Consider the following 18,546-nt stretch of genomic DNA (forward strand, 5'->3'; position numbering starts at 1 on the left):
CTCATGTTGTAACACCATGAAATTATTCGCGCAATCCGATTCCTTTTTTCAACAAAATCATGTTGAGGATCGTAATCGAAACTAACATAAGACAAATAATACCTATAGCCAAAGAAATGCTTACTTCACTTTGGCCTATCATGGCATTTCTCAGTGCATTAACCATGTATAAGATTGGATTAAACCAGGATATTTTTTGCCAAGGTTCTGGTAACATCGTAATGCTATAAAATACGCCCCCCAAATAAGTAAGCGGTGTCAAAACAAACGTTGGAATAAGCATAATATCATCAAAATTACGAGCAACCATAGCATTGGTGAAACCTGCCGAGGCAAATATTGCAGAAACCAATAAAACGACTAGCAGGGTCATAGGTAAGTGACTTAACTCAATGGTTAAGAAAAAACTGGCGACCAGAAAAACTAAAATGGCGACAATTAATCCTCTGAATACTCCGCCTAAAACATATCCTAAAAGTAAAAGGCCATGATGCATAGGACTAACAAGCATTTCATCAATGCTTCGTTGAAAACGAACACTATATAATGAGGAAGAGACATTGCCATAGGAATTCACGATCACTGACATCATAATTAGTCCTGGAGCAATGAACATGGGGTAGCTCACCCCTTCAATGTTACCAATCCGAGGTCCAATTAAGCTGCCGAAAATAAGAAAATAAAGTGTAGTTGTGATGACAGGAGGTAAAAATACTTGTGACGCAATACGAAACATACGAACAAGTTCGCGCCTAACCAAAGTATAAAGTGCAATAAGTTGTTTTCTAATGGCCATTTTTTATGAGATCCAAAAAAAGCTCTTCCAAGCGGTTGGTTTTATTGCGCATACTATGAATCCTTATTCCTTGCTTGGAGAAAAGAGCAAATGCGTCATTTAAATTTAAGTGATTATCGACTCTTAGTTCTATAGTAGTACTATCAATGAGTGCTGGTTTGAAAGGATGTAAATCAGGCAAAGTAGTAATACGATCTTCAGTATTAAAAATAAAAGTTTGATGCCGCAATGTCTGTAATAAAGCTTTCATTGAGGTATTTTTGATGATTTCTCCTTTATCGATGATGGCAATGTTCTTACACAATTGTTCTGCCTCTTCAAGATAATGGGTTGTAAGTATAATTGTTGTTCCTTCCTCATTAGTGCGAGTTAAAAACTCCCACATACTGTGCCTGATTTCTATATCTACACCCGCTGTAGGTTCATCTAGGATCAATACCTTTGGCCGATGCACTAAAGCCCTAGCGATCATTAGTCTACGTTTCATGCCTCCAGACAAATGGCGTGCTATAGAAAACCGTTTGTCCCATAGACCTAATTGTTGTAATAATGATTCAACTTGGGGGCGCGCATCTGTGCGGGAAATTCCATAATAACCCGCCTGGTTCAATAAGATTTGTTCACAGGTTTCAAAAATATTAAGATTGATTTCCTGGGGTACGAGCCCTAAACAAGATTTGGCTTTTTCAGGCTCTTTTTCTAAGTCATAACCATAAATACAGATACTACCAGATGTTTTTTTAAGTAAGGTAGTTATTAACCCGATGGTTGTTGACTTTCCTGCACCATTTGCTCCCAACAAAGCAAAAAAATCTCCTGTATTAATGGCTAAATCAATGCCTTTCAACGCTTGAACACCATTAGTATAAGTTTTGGATAGCTTTTTAATCTCTATAGCGTGCATAAGGACTGAGCGAAAATAAAAATATCATTATACACAATAATTGTATTTATTCGAAATTGGGTCATCACCAATCTGGATCTATAACTGAGTTTTCTGGTGATGAATCCTCATTTGCTACAGCACTTCTGATTTCTCGTAATTTTTTAAAAAGGGCCACTAATTCAGGTGGTCCACTCTCATTGGGTGGATAATTTTTTTTTTTCTTCTTCATTTATTTGTGACGCTTGTGCTTCTTTCCTCTTTTTCATTTTTTCCAAGGCTCCATTTATTCCGTTAAGAAGTTCATTATTGTTGAGCGGAGCAAAAAAGGATTGATTCGCCAAAATTGGTTTTATCTCTGTTTTAGTTTCTTTTATAAGTGTTGATGGTTTTTCTGAAGGAAGAGGAATTGGAGGGGGGGGTGTAACTCTTGATTGGAGTTGCTCTTTTTGAACCGGTACCTCTATTTGGGAGGGTATGACGCATATTTCATGTTCCATGACCCTATCTTTTTCGACAGTTTTATCTGAAGAAGCTTGAGCTAATTGCCCTAATTCTGGAGTTTGGAGGGGCAGCATCATTGGAGCAGTTGGTAACGGAGAAAGGATTTCAATGACTGGTTTTTGTTTTGTGGTCTCATAAAGTGTACCCAGTAGCTGAGAGACAGATAATAATTGGTTTTGAGCCGTTATTATTTGAGCATGCATTTCTTCTACAGTCTTCCTATCCCCAACTAGAGTCTTTAATTGATCGTTTTGTAATATCAATTGATTATGTGATTGCTGTAAATCTGAAATCTGTTTTTTCAGTTGTTCTATTTCAACTTGATGTATTTTTTGAGTTGAAACAAAAGCTGCTTGCTGAGCAATTAAAGCGTCTTTGAGATTACGGATTAAATTTTCGGAAGGGGCCCCAGAAGGACCAATACTCATTTCTATAGTCCCTATTGGAGCATATTGTTTTGCTGCAATATTATATTCATCAAGAAAATTTACCCAGCAATTCAGTAAATAGGGATTACTTTTAGCAGACAGAAGGATGGTAATACTCAAATTCTCAATAATACTAGCATCATGCAGCGTATCTTGATTTAAAGTCACGATAGAAAGAATTTCTTCTAAGAAAAGGCTAATTATGTTGTGATTATGCTCTTTAGCCCAATTGTAAAATGCCGGGGTGCCATTTTGTTTGTAATTCATAACAAAATGACCAAATATTCTAAAAAATTCTTTACTAATTGCCATATTAATTCTCCCTCTCCTTGGAAGCATACAAGTCCATTTAATATTGATTGCGGTTAAAATTCAATAAATTTGTATCAAATTTCTCTGTAAATTACAAAAAATATATTGTGTAAGCAGTGTCACTTTTAAAAAATATTTCATAATTTCAATCTGAAATTGATTATTATTCTCATCACAAGTCTAAATCCATTAGTATTTAATCCGCGCAATTAAAGTGGAAAAAATAATAAGAAACGCTATTCTTTGGATAAGGAGATAATCCATGCTAAGTTCCCAATTAGAGTTATTTTCCATTAATGAGAAACAAATTGGATAACAATGAAATGCCCCTATTAGAGTCAACTCAACCTATAACGAGTATCACAATGAATCCTGTAACATTGTCTGATTACAGATTGTTAGCAAAACAAAAACTTCCCAAAAAAATTTTTGATTTCATTGATGCAGGTGCTTGTGATGAAATAACAAAAAGAAACAATCGAAAAGCTTTTGATAATATTAGCTTGAGACCGTTATGTTTAAGGGATGTTTCAACCGTTGAGTTATCGACTGAAATTTTAAATGAGAAATTAAGCTATCCATTGCTCATTGCGCCAACAGCATTTCATCAATTAGTAGATCAAGAAGGTGAAGTAAGTACCGCCAAGGCTGCTAAGTCCTGTGGCATCCCCATGATTGTCAGCTCCATGTCAAATGTCGCTCTTGAAGACATCGCAACTTACTCAAAGAATGAACGTCTTTGGTTACAAATTTATATTTTTAAAAATAGATCATTAACCCGAGAGTTAATTGAACGTGCGGAAAAAGCGAATTACAAAGCCCTACTTATTACGGTAGGCGCTCCAATTACAGGAAAAAGAGACCGGGATGTTCGTAACCAATTCGTACTTCCCAATCATCTGACTACGGGTAATTTTAAAAGCACAGTAAGCCATCAAGTTCTTTATAACTTTACTGCCCATGAACTTGATCCCTCTGTAACCTGGAACGATATCGAGTGGGTGCAATCTCTTACCAAACTACCTATTATTCTAAAAGGTATTCTTAATCCTCTGGATGCAGACAGAGCCTGTCAGTTAAACGTGTCAGGACTTGTTGTATCCAATCATGGAGGCCGCCAGCTTGATACCGCTCAGGCTACAATTACTGTATTACCTGATATTGTAAAAGCGGTTGCTGGACGCACACTCGTATTGATGGATGGTGGTATCCAACGAGGAACTGATATGTTCAAGGCACTTGCTTTAGGTGCAGATGCTTTATTACTCGGCAGAGCCGTTCTCTGGGCATTAGCTGTTGACGGAGAAAAAGGAGTTCAATCTATGCTGAATTTATTGCGCGAAGAATTTGAAGCGGTTATGAAATTAACAGGTTGTCGTACGCTTCAAGAAATGAGGGATTTAAATCAATATATCTGTATGCACTGATGTGAACTGATTAGTAAACTTATGAAAGATGAAACTGTAGACGATACTGAATCAATCTATCAGATTGGTTTAAATAAAAAACGTGAGGCTGTTATCAGTGCACATTTTATGCACGAAATTAACCATAAGTCTCATTTTAAACTTTATAGCACCCAAGAATTTACCCAGAAAGCTGTTTCTATAAGCGAAAATCTATTTTTCGAGCATCTGCTCCCTGCGCTTTTACAAGAATCGGAAAAATTTATTTTAGATCGGGTGTCTGCGGCTCAAACAAGAGCCAAAAAGAACTATAAAAGCTATGGCTTGCAGTCCCCAAAAAACATAAGTATTAGCGAAGAAATAACGGAAGTTATGTTTGATCGTCAATTTTTAAAAGGCTCCAAAGAAAATTCTTCTCGCATCATTTTATCTGAAAAAATAAGAACATTAGTGAATGAGAAACAGCCCATAAAAATGGTTATTCCTGCGTTGCCTTATAAATCCTCCTCTCCTCTGAAATCCAGGGGGCCTTTACCTGATTTATCTGAAATCAATTTTTTACTTGGTTTATATGAAATTGCCAGAACCATTGATTGTATTTATCGTAAAGATCTTGATGCGAACAGTACACTGTCTTCATTTACAGTCATTTGTGATGGCAGACGTTTTAATCATTTTTTAAATGAATCCGAAAATATAATTGATCTTTATCAAACTCAGCTAAGTTGGTGGCTAAAAAAATTAAATATCACAACTTATATAGAAATTATCGATTATCAAGATGTTATTTTGGATTTTCTTCCTTCTAAAATGCAATTAGAGAAAGCCCGGATTAGAACACATGTACACGACTTTTATTCTAATTTAATGCAGCCATTATTAGATCCCTATGATATGAAACACGTACTTTATAAAGCGATTGAGGCTGATCCTGATCCTGAATTATGTAATCCAGAAGGTAGGTATATCCCTTTATTTAAATCATTAATCTATACAATTAATTATGCAACCCTTTTAAATTATGCTCATACTCATAAAAAAAGTTATGAGGCACTTTATGTTGAGCTGACCAAACATTTATTTGAACCTTATACTCGGCTAACCACAACAGATTTTAAGCAAGTTGAAAAATTTATTACGAATACTAAAGCACTTGAACTACCCCAAGCAACGGTTTTCGAATATTTACGACAATCCATGATTCAAGAAGCATGGAACGCTACTATCTGTTATTTAGCAGAAGTTCGCAGTGACAGAGATTTACCTCAAGAGCCAATCAGCACCTGTTTTCCTGATCATATTAGATGGACCATTCATGCAAAGCCTGGACAATTGGCCGTATTAACAACTACAGCATTTGGTGATCCCGTTCAACCATGGCATGGTATAGGGGTGTTTATGCGGACGAAACATAATAAAATCAAATTATACACCCTACCCGTCTTAGCATTGGAAGGAAGTAATGCGATCCCGGTTATCATGGAAAATAAAATTCTTCGTCAAATCGCTACAAAAGTGCAAAAAGATACAGAGCATGGCGCCAAGATGCATACACAGACAGCAGACGAGGTTTTGAGCGCCATGTCGACAAAACAATTATCCTCTGAGGTAGGACTTCCAGAGCAGCCTAGTAAGGAGCAACCCTTATTTTATGTATATTCTGATATAAAATTTGAAAACATGGATGATCTTTTGGAAAAAATTAAGCAAGGATTGACACGCAAGAGAAAACATTGAACCAGGAGCTCACTGTGTCTTTATTTGATTTTATACGTCGCTTAAATCGAACCCTGACTCTACATTCGACTTTATATAGATTCAGAGATACGGAGCAAATGACAATTCAACAAACAAGCGATATGCTCGCAAAATATCAAGAATATCAGGATGCGCTTTTTTGTTCTGCCGAAACACTACAACAAATACGAGATGAACAACTTAGAAAATTACTCATCCATGCAAAATTAAATTCTCCGTGGTATCAAAAAGCTTTGGCTCATATTGATGTTGAGAATTTCACAGAAGCACGTTTAAATGAAATCCCTATTATGGATAAAATGACTTTCATGAAAAATTGGGATTCAATTGTTACGGATCGGAAACTTTCATTAACGCTGGTTGAAAAACATATTGCAAAAATGAGGCGTCAAAATAACCTATTGTATCTCCATGATCGCTATCATGTATTGGCTAGCGGTGGTTCTAGTGGGACAAGAGGCGTCTTTATTTATGATTGGGAAGAATGGAATAAATATTATTTATATATTATACGCCATCCTCTGTATAATCATGATCGCAGTCAAGTTTTAATTGATCCTGCACAAAAAACTACAATTGCTCAAGTTATTGTTACTAACACAGTTTATGCCATCTATTCACTTTCATTAACCTATAAATTTGATAATATAAAAACCCATTATTTTCCAATTACCTTGCCGCTTAATCAAATTATTGCCCATCTTAATACAACCCAGGCAGATATTTTACAAGGTACCCCAAGCACTATCCATAAATTATGTCTCGAAGCGCTTAAAGAGCATCTACTCATTCAGCCAAAGGTTATTTGTGTTGGAGGAGAACCTTTATACAAGCCAATCCGCGAATTAATAAAAAAAGTCTGGCCTAACGTCTTTGTTTTTAATACTTATGGAACATCTGAAGGTTTATTTGGAATGAATTGCTGTGCCGATAGTGAAGTAATGCATTTAAACGATGATGCGTGCATTGTTGAGCCTGTTGATGAATTAAATAGGCCCGTGCGCAAGGAAGTTATACCCTATAGACTGTATTTTACTAATTTATATAACTATACCTTGCCAATTATTCGTTATGAAGTATCGGATCAATTATTTTTTCTAGATAAAAAATGCCCTTGCGGGATCCAACATCAACTTATTGCCGAACCTCAAGGTCGTCCTGAATTTGATTTCATTTATCCAGGAAATATTTTTGTACATCACTTAATTTTTGTAACCCCACTTTTGCATGAAAAAATATTCGGGAATACCAAGTAATTCAAACAAAGAATGGAGTAGACATTAAAATCTTAACCACAGGTTATGTGAATAAAATCCAACTACAGAACCATATTGGTACTCAATTAAGTAACCTAGGTATTATCAAACCTCGAGTTAAATTGATTGAGGTATCCGAATTTGAATACCTACCTTCAGGTAAATTAAGACGATTTTTAAAACTTAATTCATCATGAAACTCATGGGATCACACGCCCAGGCTTCTCCTGCATAAATTTTCAATTTGCGGAAGAAAATCCCTGATTATATTGCTTCTTATAATGGTTTAATACTCACCGAGGATTGCAATAGCTCTTTTAATTGTTGATTTAATTCCGATAATAACTGTTTTGACTCATTAAGCTGTTGGTCAAGCCTCGTCAATTTCTCCTCTAGAATTTTGTATTCTTTTTTATGCATATTAATTAATTCCTGGGCTAAGGCTTGCAACCCTTCTTTTTTTTCTTCTATTGCTAATTTTAAAGCGTGCTCATCAACTTGTATTTGATCAAATAACTGCAACAATTTTATTCCAATTTCTGATTTATCTATATTTTCTTGGATTGTATTAATTTCATACTGAGTCCTATTGATAGCATTACTTATTAATTGGACTTTTTTGTCAATTACTGACTCTGATGTTGTTTTAATAGCCGCGCTAAAAAAATCATGTCTCTCTTGACGAGATTTCACAATTGTTCTCCTAAGTACACTAAGATAATTAAATTCAAGAATAGCGTCATTTTAGCACAGACTTGATAAAATATAGCACTTCATTTCCAGGTAAAGCATTCCACAGCTAAGCCTACTGATTAAATTGAAAAATTGGTTTATTTTTTATGTTAGATAATCAAATAAAATATTTAATACATGTGTTCAGAACGAGTCTTCAACCATCCGGCAATACTGTATCGCGGTTGATGCGTAAGGCCTACCTCATGGGGTAACTCACTATTAAAGCATATAAAACGATTTTCTTGCGGTAAAATAATTTCAATTAGTTGTTCTTCTTGATTGTAAAGCTTTAATTCACCCCCTGATTCAGCACACCAGTTTTTGTTCAAATAATACACACAAGAAATTTTTCGATTTTTCTTTGTAGCAAACTGATCAACATGCTTTTTGTAATAAGAGCCGGGTTGGTACGCTGCAAAATGAGTTTCGAATTCGTGTAACCCTAAATAGAGTTCCTGATTCAGGAGCTGTGCTAATTGCTTAATACGTTTTAAATAACTTTGTATTGCTGAATTTTCTTCATTTTCATCCAGCCAAAAAATTTCATCAGCGCGGATAGTCTTATTTTTATGAGACTCTAAATCGAGACCAATTTTTGCTCCGCGAAATAACCCTTGCGCATACATTTCTTGGGCTGTTGCTTGAATGAATTGACATTGTCCAAGCTCAAGAAAGTTTTCAATAATATGGAATCCTTGGGTGCAAAGATTATGGATAAGTAATTCCGAATCGTTCATAGTGCACGTCCTTCAAGTAGAAATTCATATTGACGCCATTCTGGCATAAATTGGCTCATTAATTGATAAAAACGTTTATTATGACTGGGCTCAAGCAAATGTACTAATTCATGTACAAGCACATATTCCACACAGATTTGAGGTTTTTTTATAAGATTAAGATTTAACCATATGCGAGCCGCTTTAGTATTACATGAGCCCCAACGTGTTTTCATTTTTTTTATTCCCCACTGAGATACTTTTACACCAACAACATCCTCCCACTGCCGAATTAAATCAGGCAATAGGATTTGCATTTGATACCGATACCAATTATCAAGAAGTTTCTGCTTTTGCTCATGGGAACTATTGGGTTGGATATAGCAGTACATCAATTCATTATTTATTTTGATTTGCTCAGGACCGTGATGCTCTTCAATAATAAGTAAATAGCGTTTTCCTTTAAAAACGACCGTAGCACCTGTTTCTAACTCTGCACTTTCAATAATGGCCCGGCTACGAATGCGTTCGCGTTGCTGATGGATCCATGCGCCCTTCGTATGTAGTGTTTGTCGAATTAACTGTTCACTAAATTTAATCGGTACACTCACCTTAACCAAACCATCGGGGGGGTAAATACGTAGATGCATGTTTTTAATTTTTTTGCGCGTTACTTCAATAGAAATGCCGTCCAATTCAATGATCATATTATTCGTCATATTTTAAGTTGATGTACCGCAAGATAAAACAAGGGAGCGCGACATAAAAGAGAAAGTGGTTTTACTTCGAACCGTTCGAGCTAAGAAAGCGCAAAGTGCTGCATCGGCACGAACAGTTAGAAATGGAGACCAGATTTAAATAGACTCTTTATCTCGAGGTTTTCGTTAATCCATTGTCTATTTTACTCTCTTTGTGCACCAATACAAGGACTGTCTATATATTCGCCATTAATATCTAAAACCATATTGACATTAGCACGTTGATAACGCGCAAGTATGTCATACTCTTGTTTTGTTATATATCCGTAAGAGTTACCACAATATACAAGTGATGAAGCTCCCGGTTTAGGTTTAACATGAATAGGTAAATCACATTCCCAACGAAAATGTGTCAAATCACAATTTGCCGCTAAAGATAAATGAAGGGGTAAAAGAGATAAAGCAACAGTCACATACCATTTCCTTTTCATAGTGGGCACCATTTCCATGTTTATGTTTTCTAATTATAGGATATGATTGAAAAAAAGTAGTCAAGGAATCTTATGCTTTCATCCAGTTCCGAATATATTAAAGCGCTACGTGAGGGAAAGTACCTTCTTTTTTTAGAATGGGTTGATTTTATTACAAAAAAATATACTCGTGATGAGTATATTCTTGATGCAGATGATACAACAAACTCCTTGATTTTCGAATGGTTAAATAATGGTTATTCAGAAGAAGATGCCAAAAATTTAGCACTCTTACACGCAGTATATGATTTAGAATCTAAAGCGTTACAAGGAAAATTAGATTATGCATTCAAAACAATTATAGTTGCTTTATTTCTATGCATGGTTTTTCATAAACATAATTTATATCTGCAATCTGATTCTCCCCAAATGACTTGTGAAGAAATCAATCAACTAATAGAAAAAAGCGGGAAACAACTTTCTCCTTCGCTTTACAGAAGCAGCTTAGCTGGAGTACAAACCGAGTTTTTTCAGTGGGTAGATAATAGTGATACACATGAAGTAACTGTTGTTTTTGATAAAATTCATGCAATTACTCGACTTAGGTATCTTCTTGAAGATTATATTTTACACCTAGATCGCTCAAAAAAAGACCAGGACGAGCTTCATACGGCACGATTAAGCTTGGCAAAACGTTTTCTTACCTATATCTACGAGCAGCTTGAATTTACTCCCAAAGTCGCCGATGAAATTAGTAACTATGTAAATGCGCTGCGTGAACTTCACCCTAATAAATGGGAAGAAGAGCGTTTAGATGCTCTTTCTCCTCCATCCACATTGGACAATACCTGGCGTTGGGTAACGGGAATAGGAATAGGCTTTTTTAATTTGGTTTTACATAAAAAATCCATTGGGGAGTTGATTTCGGGACAATCAGAGACACCCCAAATTTGATTCTACCGTTTTTTATCGTACGCATTATTTATTGTGTTTGTATCCCTCTTTTTAGTAAGATAAAACCATTCAATTGGTGCCTGTTGCATTTTGATTTCCACTGCCTATTTATCGCGATTTATGCATCACATCCAGCTCTGCAAGATGCAAACCCATCTCAAGTAGATTCTGTGTGCATCATGAGCTAACTATATGAGAGTAAAATCAATTGTCAGCCCCCCTAATAATATGAAGGTAGCTAGCTTATGAAACAGTACTTATGGACATTGGATGGCAGTAGATTGTCTTGTCAAAGCGGAGGAAATACTATAAATTGGTTATTCCTTCCTGGCGGCCCAGGTCTTGGCTCAGAGGCAATCGCCGGTTTAACTGGATTACTGAAAGATAAAATCCCTGGCACTATTTGGCATTTAGATTTACCCAATGATGGTTCAAATATTTTAAAAGATAAATCCATCGCAAAATTACATCATGCAATTCTCCAAGCTACTACAGCATTTGAAAAAGTAATATTAGTGGCACATTCTACTCCAGGAATGTATGTTCAAACGATGCCCGAGCTTGAAAATATATTAGAAGGTCTGGTATTGATAGGTACCGCACCAGACTCATCATGGCAAGAACCATTTGTTGAATACTGCAAAAATCATACGGACGAATCCATTCTTAAAGCAGAAGAGGAATATGCCAACAATCCTGATGACGAAAGTTTAAAGCAACTCTTAGTGGCATGCGCTAAGTACTGTTTTATCAATGAAAAATCATTATGTGAAGGAAAGGCTCTGTTTGAAAAGCTCCCTATTAATAATACAGCCCACATCCAATCATCCGAACTATATGATTCGAAAAAGTATAAAGCCACGTGGGTACCGCAAAAAACTCCAACTCTAATTATCACAGGATCTCATGATCATATTACACCTATATCACATTTTAAAAATAATACTCTTTACCAAAGAAATAATATACTCATAAAGGAAATTGCTGATGCAGGACATTATCCATGGTTTGAAAATCCTAAACAAATAATAGATTCATTCGAGTATTTTTGCCGTAAATTTTTAACATACAGACGGACAAATTAAGAACCGAGTGATTGACATTTAATCATAGTGTGATAATATTACGCTTCATTTTATGGTAAATAATGATGATATCTTCTCTGAGTAAGTCAGAGGACTGACATCACGCTACAGGTGTTTAGTTTAATCGCTTTCATTAAACGGGTATATCGTGATTTTCTGGTTTTATAAGCAAGGAAATAAACGATCTCGTACTTCCTTGTTTTAAAAACCTTTTTTAGCACAACCACCGGAGATTAGCATGAAAGCTAAAGAAGATATTTTTGCGAGAAACAATGCAACTTTGACTGCATTAATGGCTATTAAGAAAGTGATTAGTAAGCACGCCCAGCCCCCTAAATTTATTAAAATAAAAATCTTAGAGGAAGCCGGATTAGGTAAAAGTCCAGTGTACGTTGTGAGTAACAAGATTGTAGAAATGCAGAATATCAAAGGAGGCATCATAAGCAGCGTTCAATACCTTTATAATGAGGATCCAACAAAGGATATTATCAATGCTCTGCCTAAAGGAAGTGAAAAAGTTAAGATATTTGGCTCTGAAAAAGAGGCACAAGAATATGCGTTAACAATTTCCAAGCGACATTCAAATTTAAGCTTTACCTATGGTTCCTCTATGGATGGCATTGAAGGTAGAGATCCTGTTTGGCATACTCCTTTAATTATTAAGGCTGACGTTGCATTGAATGTAAAAAGTGATCTTATAGATAATAATGGTAAAATTTCTGCTAAGCATTTAAAACTGGTTTCGTTAATCCAGCCTCAAGAACTAGAAGAAAAAATGCCAACAATTGATTTACAAGAAGCTCAAAATCAAAAAAATATGAATTGCACTATTTTCTAAGCACTCAAAATTACCCCAAAGAACGACTAAAAGTTTCAGTAAGAGGTCACTCATTTACTGAAACTTCATCCATTGCCACGATAAGTCTATTTACTTCCATACATAACTTAAAAAGAATCTAAAAATATGGATGAGAATATTCAAATCTGCTCATGCATATTTTCTTTCAACTTCTGGCTCAGTAAGCATATACAAACCTAAATATGTCTTGGTGTTAAACCAAGCATTCAGAAACTCATTGCTCTGATCGGGAGGAAATTCATCTTTACTCTTAAAGTAAAAGGAGAAAAGAGTTTCTACAATTTTATCTTTAAGTGGTGCTAAATAATTTTTTGAATCATTCATTGCCAAAAAAAGTTCTCTAGTATCCTGATTTTCTGCTCTTTCTATGTTATTCGTAACAACAGCAATTCCGGTCGCTAGTAAAAACTCTAGTTGCGTTCTTTCATCTGGACTTAAAATGAATTTACCTGAGCCAATACTTTCTACAATGTATTCAACAAGACTGCTTGTTGGAGTGGCCAATGTTACAGCTAGTTCCATGGTATTTTTATAGGGTTTGGTAATTGCTTTACACATCATTGGGAAATAACTAATATTAATAAACTCACCAACCAATTCTATGTTTTTTTTTGAAAAGCCCCATTTTGCAATTGGAAATGGCCAAGCAGTTAGCATAAAGTCAAACAATATTTGGCTATTACTTTTAATAAACGATAACAAATCATGAGGAGTACTCATCAGAGGAATGCAAACTGGGACTGTATGACTTTGAAGGAGATGTTCATCCAGAAATAAATTAATTTTATTTTCCGGTAAATCAAGTAAATCCCCAGAAATTTCTTTTAAATGTGAAAAGATTTTTTCTGTAGGTGTTAATGTAATTATTGCACCTTCCTTTCCAGGCGCGCCCTGCACACTTCTACCTAGAGTCAGCGGCTTTAAAGTCATGATAAGTTTCCTCTGCATCTTAAATTAGTGATAATCTGGCCCCCCATGCTCCATTTGTTTCTCCATATGATGGACATGATCTACGAAAGTTTGTGAGATTGTGGCTTTAGCTGCAAAAAAACCTGACAACACATGATGCATAAACGCTCCTTCCGGTTCTTGCGATTTCATAAAAGCATCCCCAATTCTTCGTTGATTTGCTGATTGTTGTTTATAATGTTGTATCTTCTCATGGGCTGTAGCATCTGATTTTAACGATGTCGAATGATCTATATCATCCTTAATAGCGTGAAGAGCATCTTTAGATAATGGTATTCCCTTTTGATGCAATACAGTATTTACCGGAGGGACTGTCATTTGATCAAAACTACCTGCTTTTGTACAATGCTCATGTAATTCTTGTCGATGTGGACATGTAAATTCTTTAGGATGTTGTACAGGACTGATTTGATTACGAACAATCGAAAATGGCAAAGCCAAAAGTAAGCTCGGGTTTTCAAACTCATATTTTTTATGAACCGCATATGCCCCTCCACTAGCTACAGCAGCACCACCCACTAATACAGGAACAAACATATCTACTCTCCAAAACCAAACCCCTATATGATCAAATATATAGCATACAGATCATATTTGTTCAATTTTTAACCACTCAAACGACATTACTAAGCTAATTGATTCATCAGAATATATACATTTAAAACTAATTGTGGAATAATTAACCATCTATGACAAAAAAGAGCGTTACAATGTTAGATCTTCACCATATTCTGGTTCAATTACACAATGACTTGGGTTATGCAGCAAACGATGAAGGTGCTTGCGCCCTTTACGCCGAAAAAGCAATTGATGCATTTTTAGCAGGAGAAAGTGATGTTTTTAACTTTCGTAACCAATACATTTCAAAAAAATACACCCAATTTCCGGGTTTATTTTTTCAGGCAAAAGAAGAAGGAAAACTTTTAAGTAAGAAAGAACTTACCTCTGAAAATGCATTTCTTTCCGATGTTGAGCGACAAATGATCTTCGATGTTGCTGCATTTTTTGACCAAGGAGAACTTTATATGCAGCCGGAGAGATATACAGCAGTATTTGGTACGCCTATATCCCAAAATTCTCCAGAAAAAATAGCTCCTTATGCCCAGCCTCTTGCTATTAATCGCCACCAATTGGATTCTTTTTCTGGAATTTATACAGAAAAGGAATTGCATCAATACATCATCTCTATGCGCCAATTAGCTCAAAATTATGCCGGTGACTTTGCCTTAAGTTTGGGAAGCGACAATCATCGTATTGGACTTTGTTATTCTTATAGTGACAACTGTTGGCAATTGAACGATGTAAATCAACCTGATTTGCCTCCTATACCTGCTGTAGATGCGAATGATCAACTCATCGCGTATGCGGTACAGCTGTTATTTAATGACAAAGATAATAACTGCGCCTTTATCACTCGCCTCATAACAACTAACTCCTGTAAGGAGCGATTTAAAGCTCACGTCGATGGTTTTCTTAATGAGGAACACTTTAAAAACATCCAAGAGCTTACAACAGAACGACTTCAACGAGTAAATTCCAGGGGGGCAACGCTAGCCTGGATTGCTGCCAAAAACGGCGATGCCAAGACACTCGACTGTTTAACTCGATTTAAAGCGGAGAACGGTGAACACTTAGTTGATTTTAATCAATCGACTAAGGATGGTATAACACCTGCTTGTGTCGCTGCTAATAATGGGGATATAGCAATACTCCATATTTTAGAAAATATCAAAAAAGCTGATGGTACGCATCTTGTAAACTTTAATAAGCCCGCACTGAATGGTGTAACCCCCGCCTATATGGCTGCTTTAACTGGTCAGCCAGAGGCATTGCGATTCCTAGCACAAATTAAAGACGCTGATGGAAAAATATTAGTCGATTTCAATCTGCAAGCCAATGATGGAGCTACTCCTGCGTTCATCGCTGCGAATAAAGGCAATGATGAGGTATTGTCCGTTTTAGCAAGCTTCAAAACACCTGATGGCGCCCAGCTGGTGGATTTTAATTTGCCTACACTTAATGGTGCAACCCCTGCCTTCATTGCTGCTCAAGAAGGTTATACAAAAACACTTCGCGTTTTAGCAAACCTCAAATCATCAGACGGTATGCCACTGATTGATTTCAATAAATCCACAATTGATGGCGCCACTCCTGTCTTTATTGCAACCTTATCCGGTCACGCCGAAATATTGCGCCTCTTGACAGAAATCAAAACTGCAGACGGTCTACCATTAGTTGATTTTAATAAATCAGAAAATAATGGATTTACTCCCGTATATATGGCAGTGCAACTTGACCAAATAGAAGCGCTTCGTGTTTTAGCAAGCATTAAAGCACCCGACGGGAGGTTACTCGTAGACTTTAATGCACCATCCAATGATGGAATAATGCCTATATTTATTGCCGTAAGCAACGGAAACTTGGAAATCGTCAAACTGTTAATTGATGTTGGAGTAAAACTTGATTGCTTATTCGATGGAAGAACTCCATTACAATTTGCGGAAGGACAAGGTCATATTGAAATTGCCTCCTTATTACGAGCTGCTACTCAGGAGAAAGAACCACTAACATATCGATTTTAATAAGAAAATATGAACTTTCGGCCTTTTTTCCGACTCGATTTGCACCACTTGTTTTTAACAGCCACACTATGATGCAGGGTTAATTGATGAAAAAATTAGGCTTTTTTACTGTAACACAAATAACTGTCCCCACAATGTGGGGACAGAGCATAAAAATGATTTTAACGAAATTTTTGAATTAAAGAATAAAATCCTAGCCTTCTTTTTTGCCAGTTAATTTTTCTTTAATACGTGCAGCACGCCCAGCCAAGTTACGTAGGTAATATAGCTTAGCACGGCGTACATCACCACGTCTTTTTACAGTTATGCTATCAACAATTGGACTGTAGGTTTGAAACACACGCTCAACACCAACGCCATGAGAAATTTTACGAACAGTAAAAGCAGAATTCAAACCACGATTACGCTTCGCAATGACAACACCTTCAAAAGCCTGTAAACGTTCACGGGTACCTTCAATTACTTTCACTTGAACCAAAACAGTATCACCTGGATTAAACTCAGGTATTTCCTTACCTTGCATTTGCTCAGCATTCAGTTGGTCAATAATATTAGTCATGGACTACTCCTCAAATTGGTTCATCTTCTAGGATTCACCGTGCTCAAACTTAAACTCAACAAGCAATTGCTTGTCTGCTTCACTTAACTGTATTTTTTCAAGTAAATCCGGCCGCTTAAGCCAAGTTTTACCTAGAGACTGTTTTCTTCGCCACAGTTCAATATCTCTGTGGTTACCACCTAATAAAACAGATGGAACACCTAATCCATCTACCTCTGCCGGTCGAGTGTAATGGGGGCAATCCAGCAAACCATTCATAAATGAATCTTGTTCTGCTGAACCAAGATGCCCAAGGCTACCTGGTATCAAGCGAATAATTGCATCGATAAATACCGTGGCTGCTAACTCACCACCACTTAAAACAAAATCTCCTAAAGACCATTCTTCATCTACATAATGATGAAGAATGCGCTCATCAATTCCTTCATATCGTCCCGCAATAAGCAGCAGGGGTTGCTTCTCACTTGCCACCTGATTTAAGTCATTTTGGCGAATTACCTTGCCTTGAGGACTTAGATAAATCGTCTTACAATGGCTTGGCATTTGGCTTCGTGCCTGCAAAATGGCGCCACGCAAGGGTTCATACATCATGACCATCCCAGGACCACCGCCATAAGGTTTGTCATCTACTTGTCTATAAGGTCTGGAGGACCAATCTCTTGGATTCCAGAAATCAATTTTTACTAGCCCTTGCTCTATTGCTCTACCTGATACACCATAATTCAAGGCATTAAGTATCTCAGGTATTAAGCTAATGACTCCTAGATGAAGCACCACTAAAAATCCATATCCCAATTAACAGTAATTAATTGCTGGCCGGGATCAATATCTAATATAAACTGGCCAGGTAAGTAAGGGATTAAATGTCTTTTTTCACCTTCTACAACCAGCACATCATTAGCACCTGTAGGGATTATTTCAGTGACTTTTCCAAAAGATTCCTCGTGTTGGTTAATCACATTCATACCTATAAGCTGATGCCAGTAATACTCACCAGGCTTCAATTTTTCTAATTGATCTTGGCGTACTGCAATTTCTATATTAGTAAGATGTGCTACTAATTCACGCTCAGAATAACCTTCTATTTGGACAATAATAGATTTGTTTTGTACTTCAGCACGCACTAATTTAATAGGTTGCCATTTATTATTAATAAAAGCATGCCAATCAGTATACTTCAGAACATTGTCACGGGGTTCTGTAAAAGAGTGCACCGTTACAAAGCCTTTAACACCATGAGGCCGCCCAAACCGGGCAATTATTATCCAATTTTTCTGATTATCCACGTTATTTAAGCAGCTTCGCCTTTTTTATTAAATTCTTTCACCAAAGCACTGACTCGATCAGATAGTTTTGCTCCTACTTTTTGCCAGTGGCTTAATTTTTCTGCATCAATATGCAGACGAACTTCTTGCCCACGCGCTATAGGGTTAAAATAACCAATACGCTCAATATAACTGCCATCGCGGCGTTTGCGACTGTCAGTAACGACCATGTGATAAAAAGGACGCTTTTTAGCGCCGCCTCTAGATAAACGTATAACGACCATTGTTTTCCTCTATTTTAGAGTGGTTAC

The 18,546-nt window shown here is 36.4% G+C and carries 20 protein-coding genes; 7 read left to right on the forward strand and 13 right to left on the reverse strand.

The window, feature by feature from the left end; all coding sequences use genetic code 11:
* Nucleotides 1–22 precede the first annotated feature (22 nt).
* The 3 genes from EL220_RS14480 to EL220_RS19235 all read right to left on the reverse strand — a co-directional run bounded on the left by EL220_RS14480 (nucleotide 23) and on the right by EL220_RS19235 (nucleotide 2,923).
* The gene (locus EL220_RS14480) at nucleotides 23–796 is read right to left on the reverse strand and encodes an ABC transporter permease (RefSeq protein WP_027269560.1); all 774 of its coding nucleotides are present in this window, start codon (nucleotides 794–796) and stop codon (nucleotides 23–25) included.
* The gene (locus EL220_RS14485; protein ID WP_027269559.1) at nucleotides 786–1,700 is read right to left on the reverse strand and encodes an ABC transporter ATP-binding protein; all 915 of its coding nucleotides are present in this window, start codon (nucleotides 1,698–1,700) and stop codon (nucleotides 786–788) included. Before EL220_RS14485 ends, EL220_RS14480 begins: the two co-directional genes overlap by 11 nt.
* Before the next feature lie 176 nt (nucleotides 1,701–1,876).
* Nucleotides 1,877–2,923 carry an MreC domain-containing protein gene (locus EL220_RS19235; protein WP_232002481.1) on the reverse strand — a complete coding sequence of 349 codons (1,047 nt, stop codon included), beginning with the start codon at nucleotides 2,921–2,923 and terminating at the stop codon, nucleotides 1,877–1,879.
* A gap of 365 nt (nucleotides 2,924–3,288) precedes the next feature.
* Here EL220_RS19235 and EL220_RS14500 point away from each other — a divergent pair, with 365 nt between their 5' ends.
* From EL220_RS14500 to EL220_RS14510, 3 genes are read left to right on the forward strand one after another with little or no spacing between them, the layout of a single operon-like run.
* The gene (locus tag EL220_RS14500) at nucleotides 3,289–4,350 is read left to right on the forward strand and encodes an alpha-hydroxy acid oxidase (RefSeq protein WP_027269558.1); all 1,062 of its coding nucleotides are present in this window, start codon (nucleotides 3,289–3,291) and stop codon (nucleotides 4,348–4,350) included.
* 21 nt (nucleotides 4,351–4,371) lie between these two features.
* Nucleotides 4,372–6,066, forward strand: coding sequence for an L-tyrosine/L-tryptophan isonitrile synthase family protein (locus EL220_RS14505; RefSeq protein ID WP_027269557.1), 1,695 nt, complete (start codon nucleotides 4,372–4,374; stop codon nucleotides 6,064–6,066).
* Nucleotides 6,067–6,080: 14 nt separating this feature from the next.
* A complete protein-coding gene (locus tag EL220_RS14510) occupies nucleotides 6,081–7,343 on the forward strand; it encodes a phenylacetate--CoA ligase family protein (RefSeq protein ID WP_232002482.1) in 1,263 nt (420 codons plus the stop codon).
* Between the two features lie 276 nt (nucleotides 7,344–7,619).
* On the opposite strand, the gene EL220_RS19240 is transcribed toward EL220_RS14510, so the two are convergent.
* The 4 genes from EL220_RS19240 to EL220_RS14530 all read right to left on the reverse strand — a co-directional run bounded on the left by EL220_RS19240 (nucleotide 7,620) and on the right by EL220_RS14530 (nucleotide 9,983).
* Entirely contained in the window at nucleotides 7,620–8,036 is a 417-nt protein-coding gene (locus EL220_RS19240; RefSeq protein WP_232002483.1) for a hypothetical protein, read from the reverse strand.
* 170 nt (nucleotides 8,037–8,206) lie between these two features.
* Nucleotides 8,207–8,815, reverse strand: coding sequence for a 2OG-Fe(II) oxygenase (locus tag EL220_RS14520; protein WP_027269554.1), 609 nt, complete (start codon nucleotides 8,813–8,815; stop codon nucleotides 8,207–8,209).
* Entirely contained in the window at nucleotides 8,812–9,501 is a 690-nt protein-coding gene (locus tag EL220_RS14525; protein WP_027269553.1) for a M48 family metallopeptidase, read from the reverse strand. Before EL220_RS14525 ends, EL220_RS14520 begins: the two co-directional genes overlap by 4 nt.
* 194 nt (nucleotides 9,502–9,695) lie before the next feature.
* Nucleotides 9,696–9,983: a hypothetical protein gene (locus EL220_RS14530; RefSeq protein ID WP_027269552.1), complete on the reverse strand. Its 288-nt coding sequence runs from the start codon at nucleotides 9,981–9,983 to the stop codon at nucleotides 9,696–9,698.
* Between the two features lie 72 nt (nucleotides 9,984–10,055).
* Between EL220_RS14530 and EL220_RS14535 the strand changes: the two genes are divergently transcribed.
* The 3 genes from EL220_RS14535 (at nucleotide 10,056) to EL220_RS14545 (ending at nucleotide 12,839) form a co-directional block, all read left to right on the forward strand.
* Nucleotides 10,056–10,916, forward strand: coding sequence for a helical bundle domain-containing protein (locus tag EL220_RS14535; protein ID WP_027269551.1), 861 nt, complete (start codon nucleotides 10,056–10,058; stop codon nucleotides 10,914–10,916).
* A 245-nt stretch (nucleotides 10,917–11,161) separates the two neighbouring features.
* Entirely contained in the window at nucleotides 11,162–12,001 is an 840-nt protein-coding gene (locus tag EL220_RS14540) for an alpha/beta fold hydrolase (RefSeq protein ID WP_035905537.1), read from the forward strand.
* Nucleotides 12,002–12,239: 238 nt separating this feature from the next.
* On the forward strand, nucleotides 12,240–12,839 hold the full coding sequence (locus EL220_RS14545) for a hypothetical protein (protein ID WP_027269550.1): 600 nt from the start codon (nucleotides 12,240–12,242) through the stop codon (nucleotides 12,837–12,839).
* A gap of 150 nt (nucleotides 12,840–12,989) precedes the next feature.
* On the opposite strand, the gene EL220_RS14550 is transcribed toward EL220_RS14545, so the two are convergent.
* Complete coding sequence (locus EL220_RS14550) at nucleotides 12,990–13,790, reverse strand: hypothetical protein (RefSeq protein ID WP_027269549.1); 801 nt, start codon at nucleotides 13,788–13,790, stop codon at nucleotides 12,990–12,992.
* A 24-nt stretch (nucleotides 13,791–13,814) separates the two neighbouring features.
* Nucleotides 13,815–14,366, reverse strand: coding sequence for a hypothetical protein (locus EL220_RS14555; RefSeq protein ID WP_051544684.1), 552 nt, complete (start codon nucleotides 14,364–14,366; stop codon nucleotides 13,815–13,817).
* Nucleotides 14,367–14,539: 173 nt separating this feature from the next.
* Here EL220_RS14555 and EL220_RS14560 point away from each other — a divergent pair, with 173 nt between their 5' ends.
* Nucleotides 14,540–16,411: an ankyrin repeat domain-containing protein gene (locus EL220_RS14560; RefSeq protein ID WP_027269548.1), complete on the forward strand. Its 1,872-nt coding sequence runs from the start codon at nucleotides 14,540–14,542 to the stop codon at nucleotides 16,409–16,411.
* A 193-nt stretch (nucleotides 16,412–16,604) separates the two neighbouring features.
* Here EL220_RS14560 and rplS read toward each other — a convergent pair whose 3' ends face one another.
* The 4 genes from rplS to rpsP are packed head-to-tail and all read right to left on the reverse strand — an operon-like array spanning nucleotide 16,605 to nucleotide 18,519.
* Nucleotides 16,605–16,970 (reverse strand): 50S ribosomal protein L19, encoded by a 366-nt coding sequence (gene rplS, locus EL220_RS14565; protein ID WP_027269547.1) that lies wholly within the window; start codon nucleotides 16,968–16,970, stop codon nucleotides 16,605–16,607.
* Nucleotides 16,971–16,997: 27 nt separating this feature from the next.
* Nucleotides 16,998–17,747, reverse strand: coding sequence for a tRNA (guanosine(37)-N1)-methyltransferase TrmD (gene trmD, locus EL220_RS14570; protein ID WP_027269546.1), 750 nt, complete (start codon nucleotides 17,745–17,747; stop codon nucleotides 16,998–17,000).
* Nucleotides 17,747–18,256 carry a ribosome maturation factor RimM gene (rimM, locus tag EL220_RS14575; protein ID WP_027269545.1) on the reverse strand — a complete coding sequence of 170 codons (510 nt, stop codon included), beginning with the start codon at nucleotides 18,254–18,256 and terminating at the stop codon, nucleotides 17,747–17,749. The genes trmD and rimM overlap by 1 nt, the downstream gene beginning before the upstream one ends.
* 5 nt (nucleotides 18,257–18,261) lie before the next feature.
* Entirely contained in the window at nucleotides 18,262–18,519 is a 258-nt protein-coding gene (gene rpsP / locus EL220_RS14580) for a 30S ribosomal protein S16 (RefSeq protein ID WP_003635023.1), read from the reverse strand.
* Nucleotides 18,520–18,546: the final 27 nt, after the last annotated feature.

Source organism: Legionella sainthelensi (assembly GCF_900637685.1).
Classification (GTDB): Bacteria; Pseudomonadota; Gammaproteobacteria; order Legionellales; family Legionellaceae; genus Legionella; species Legionella sainthelensi.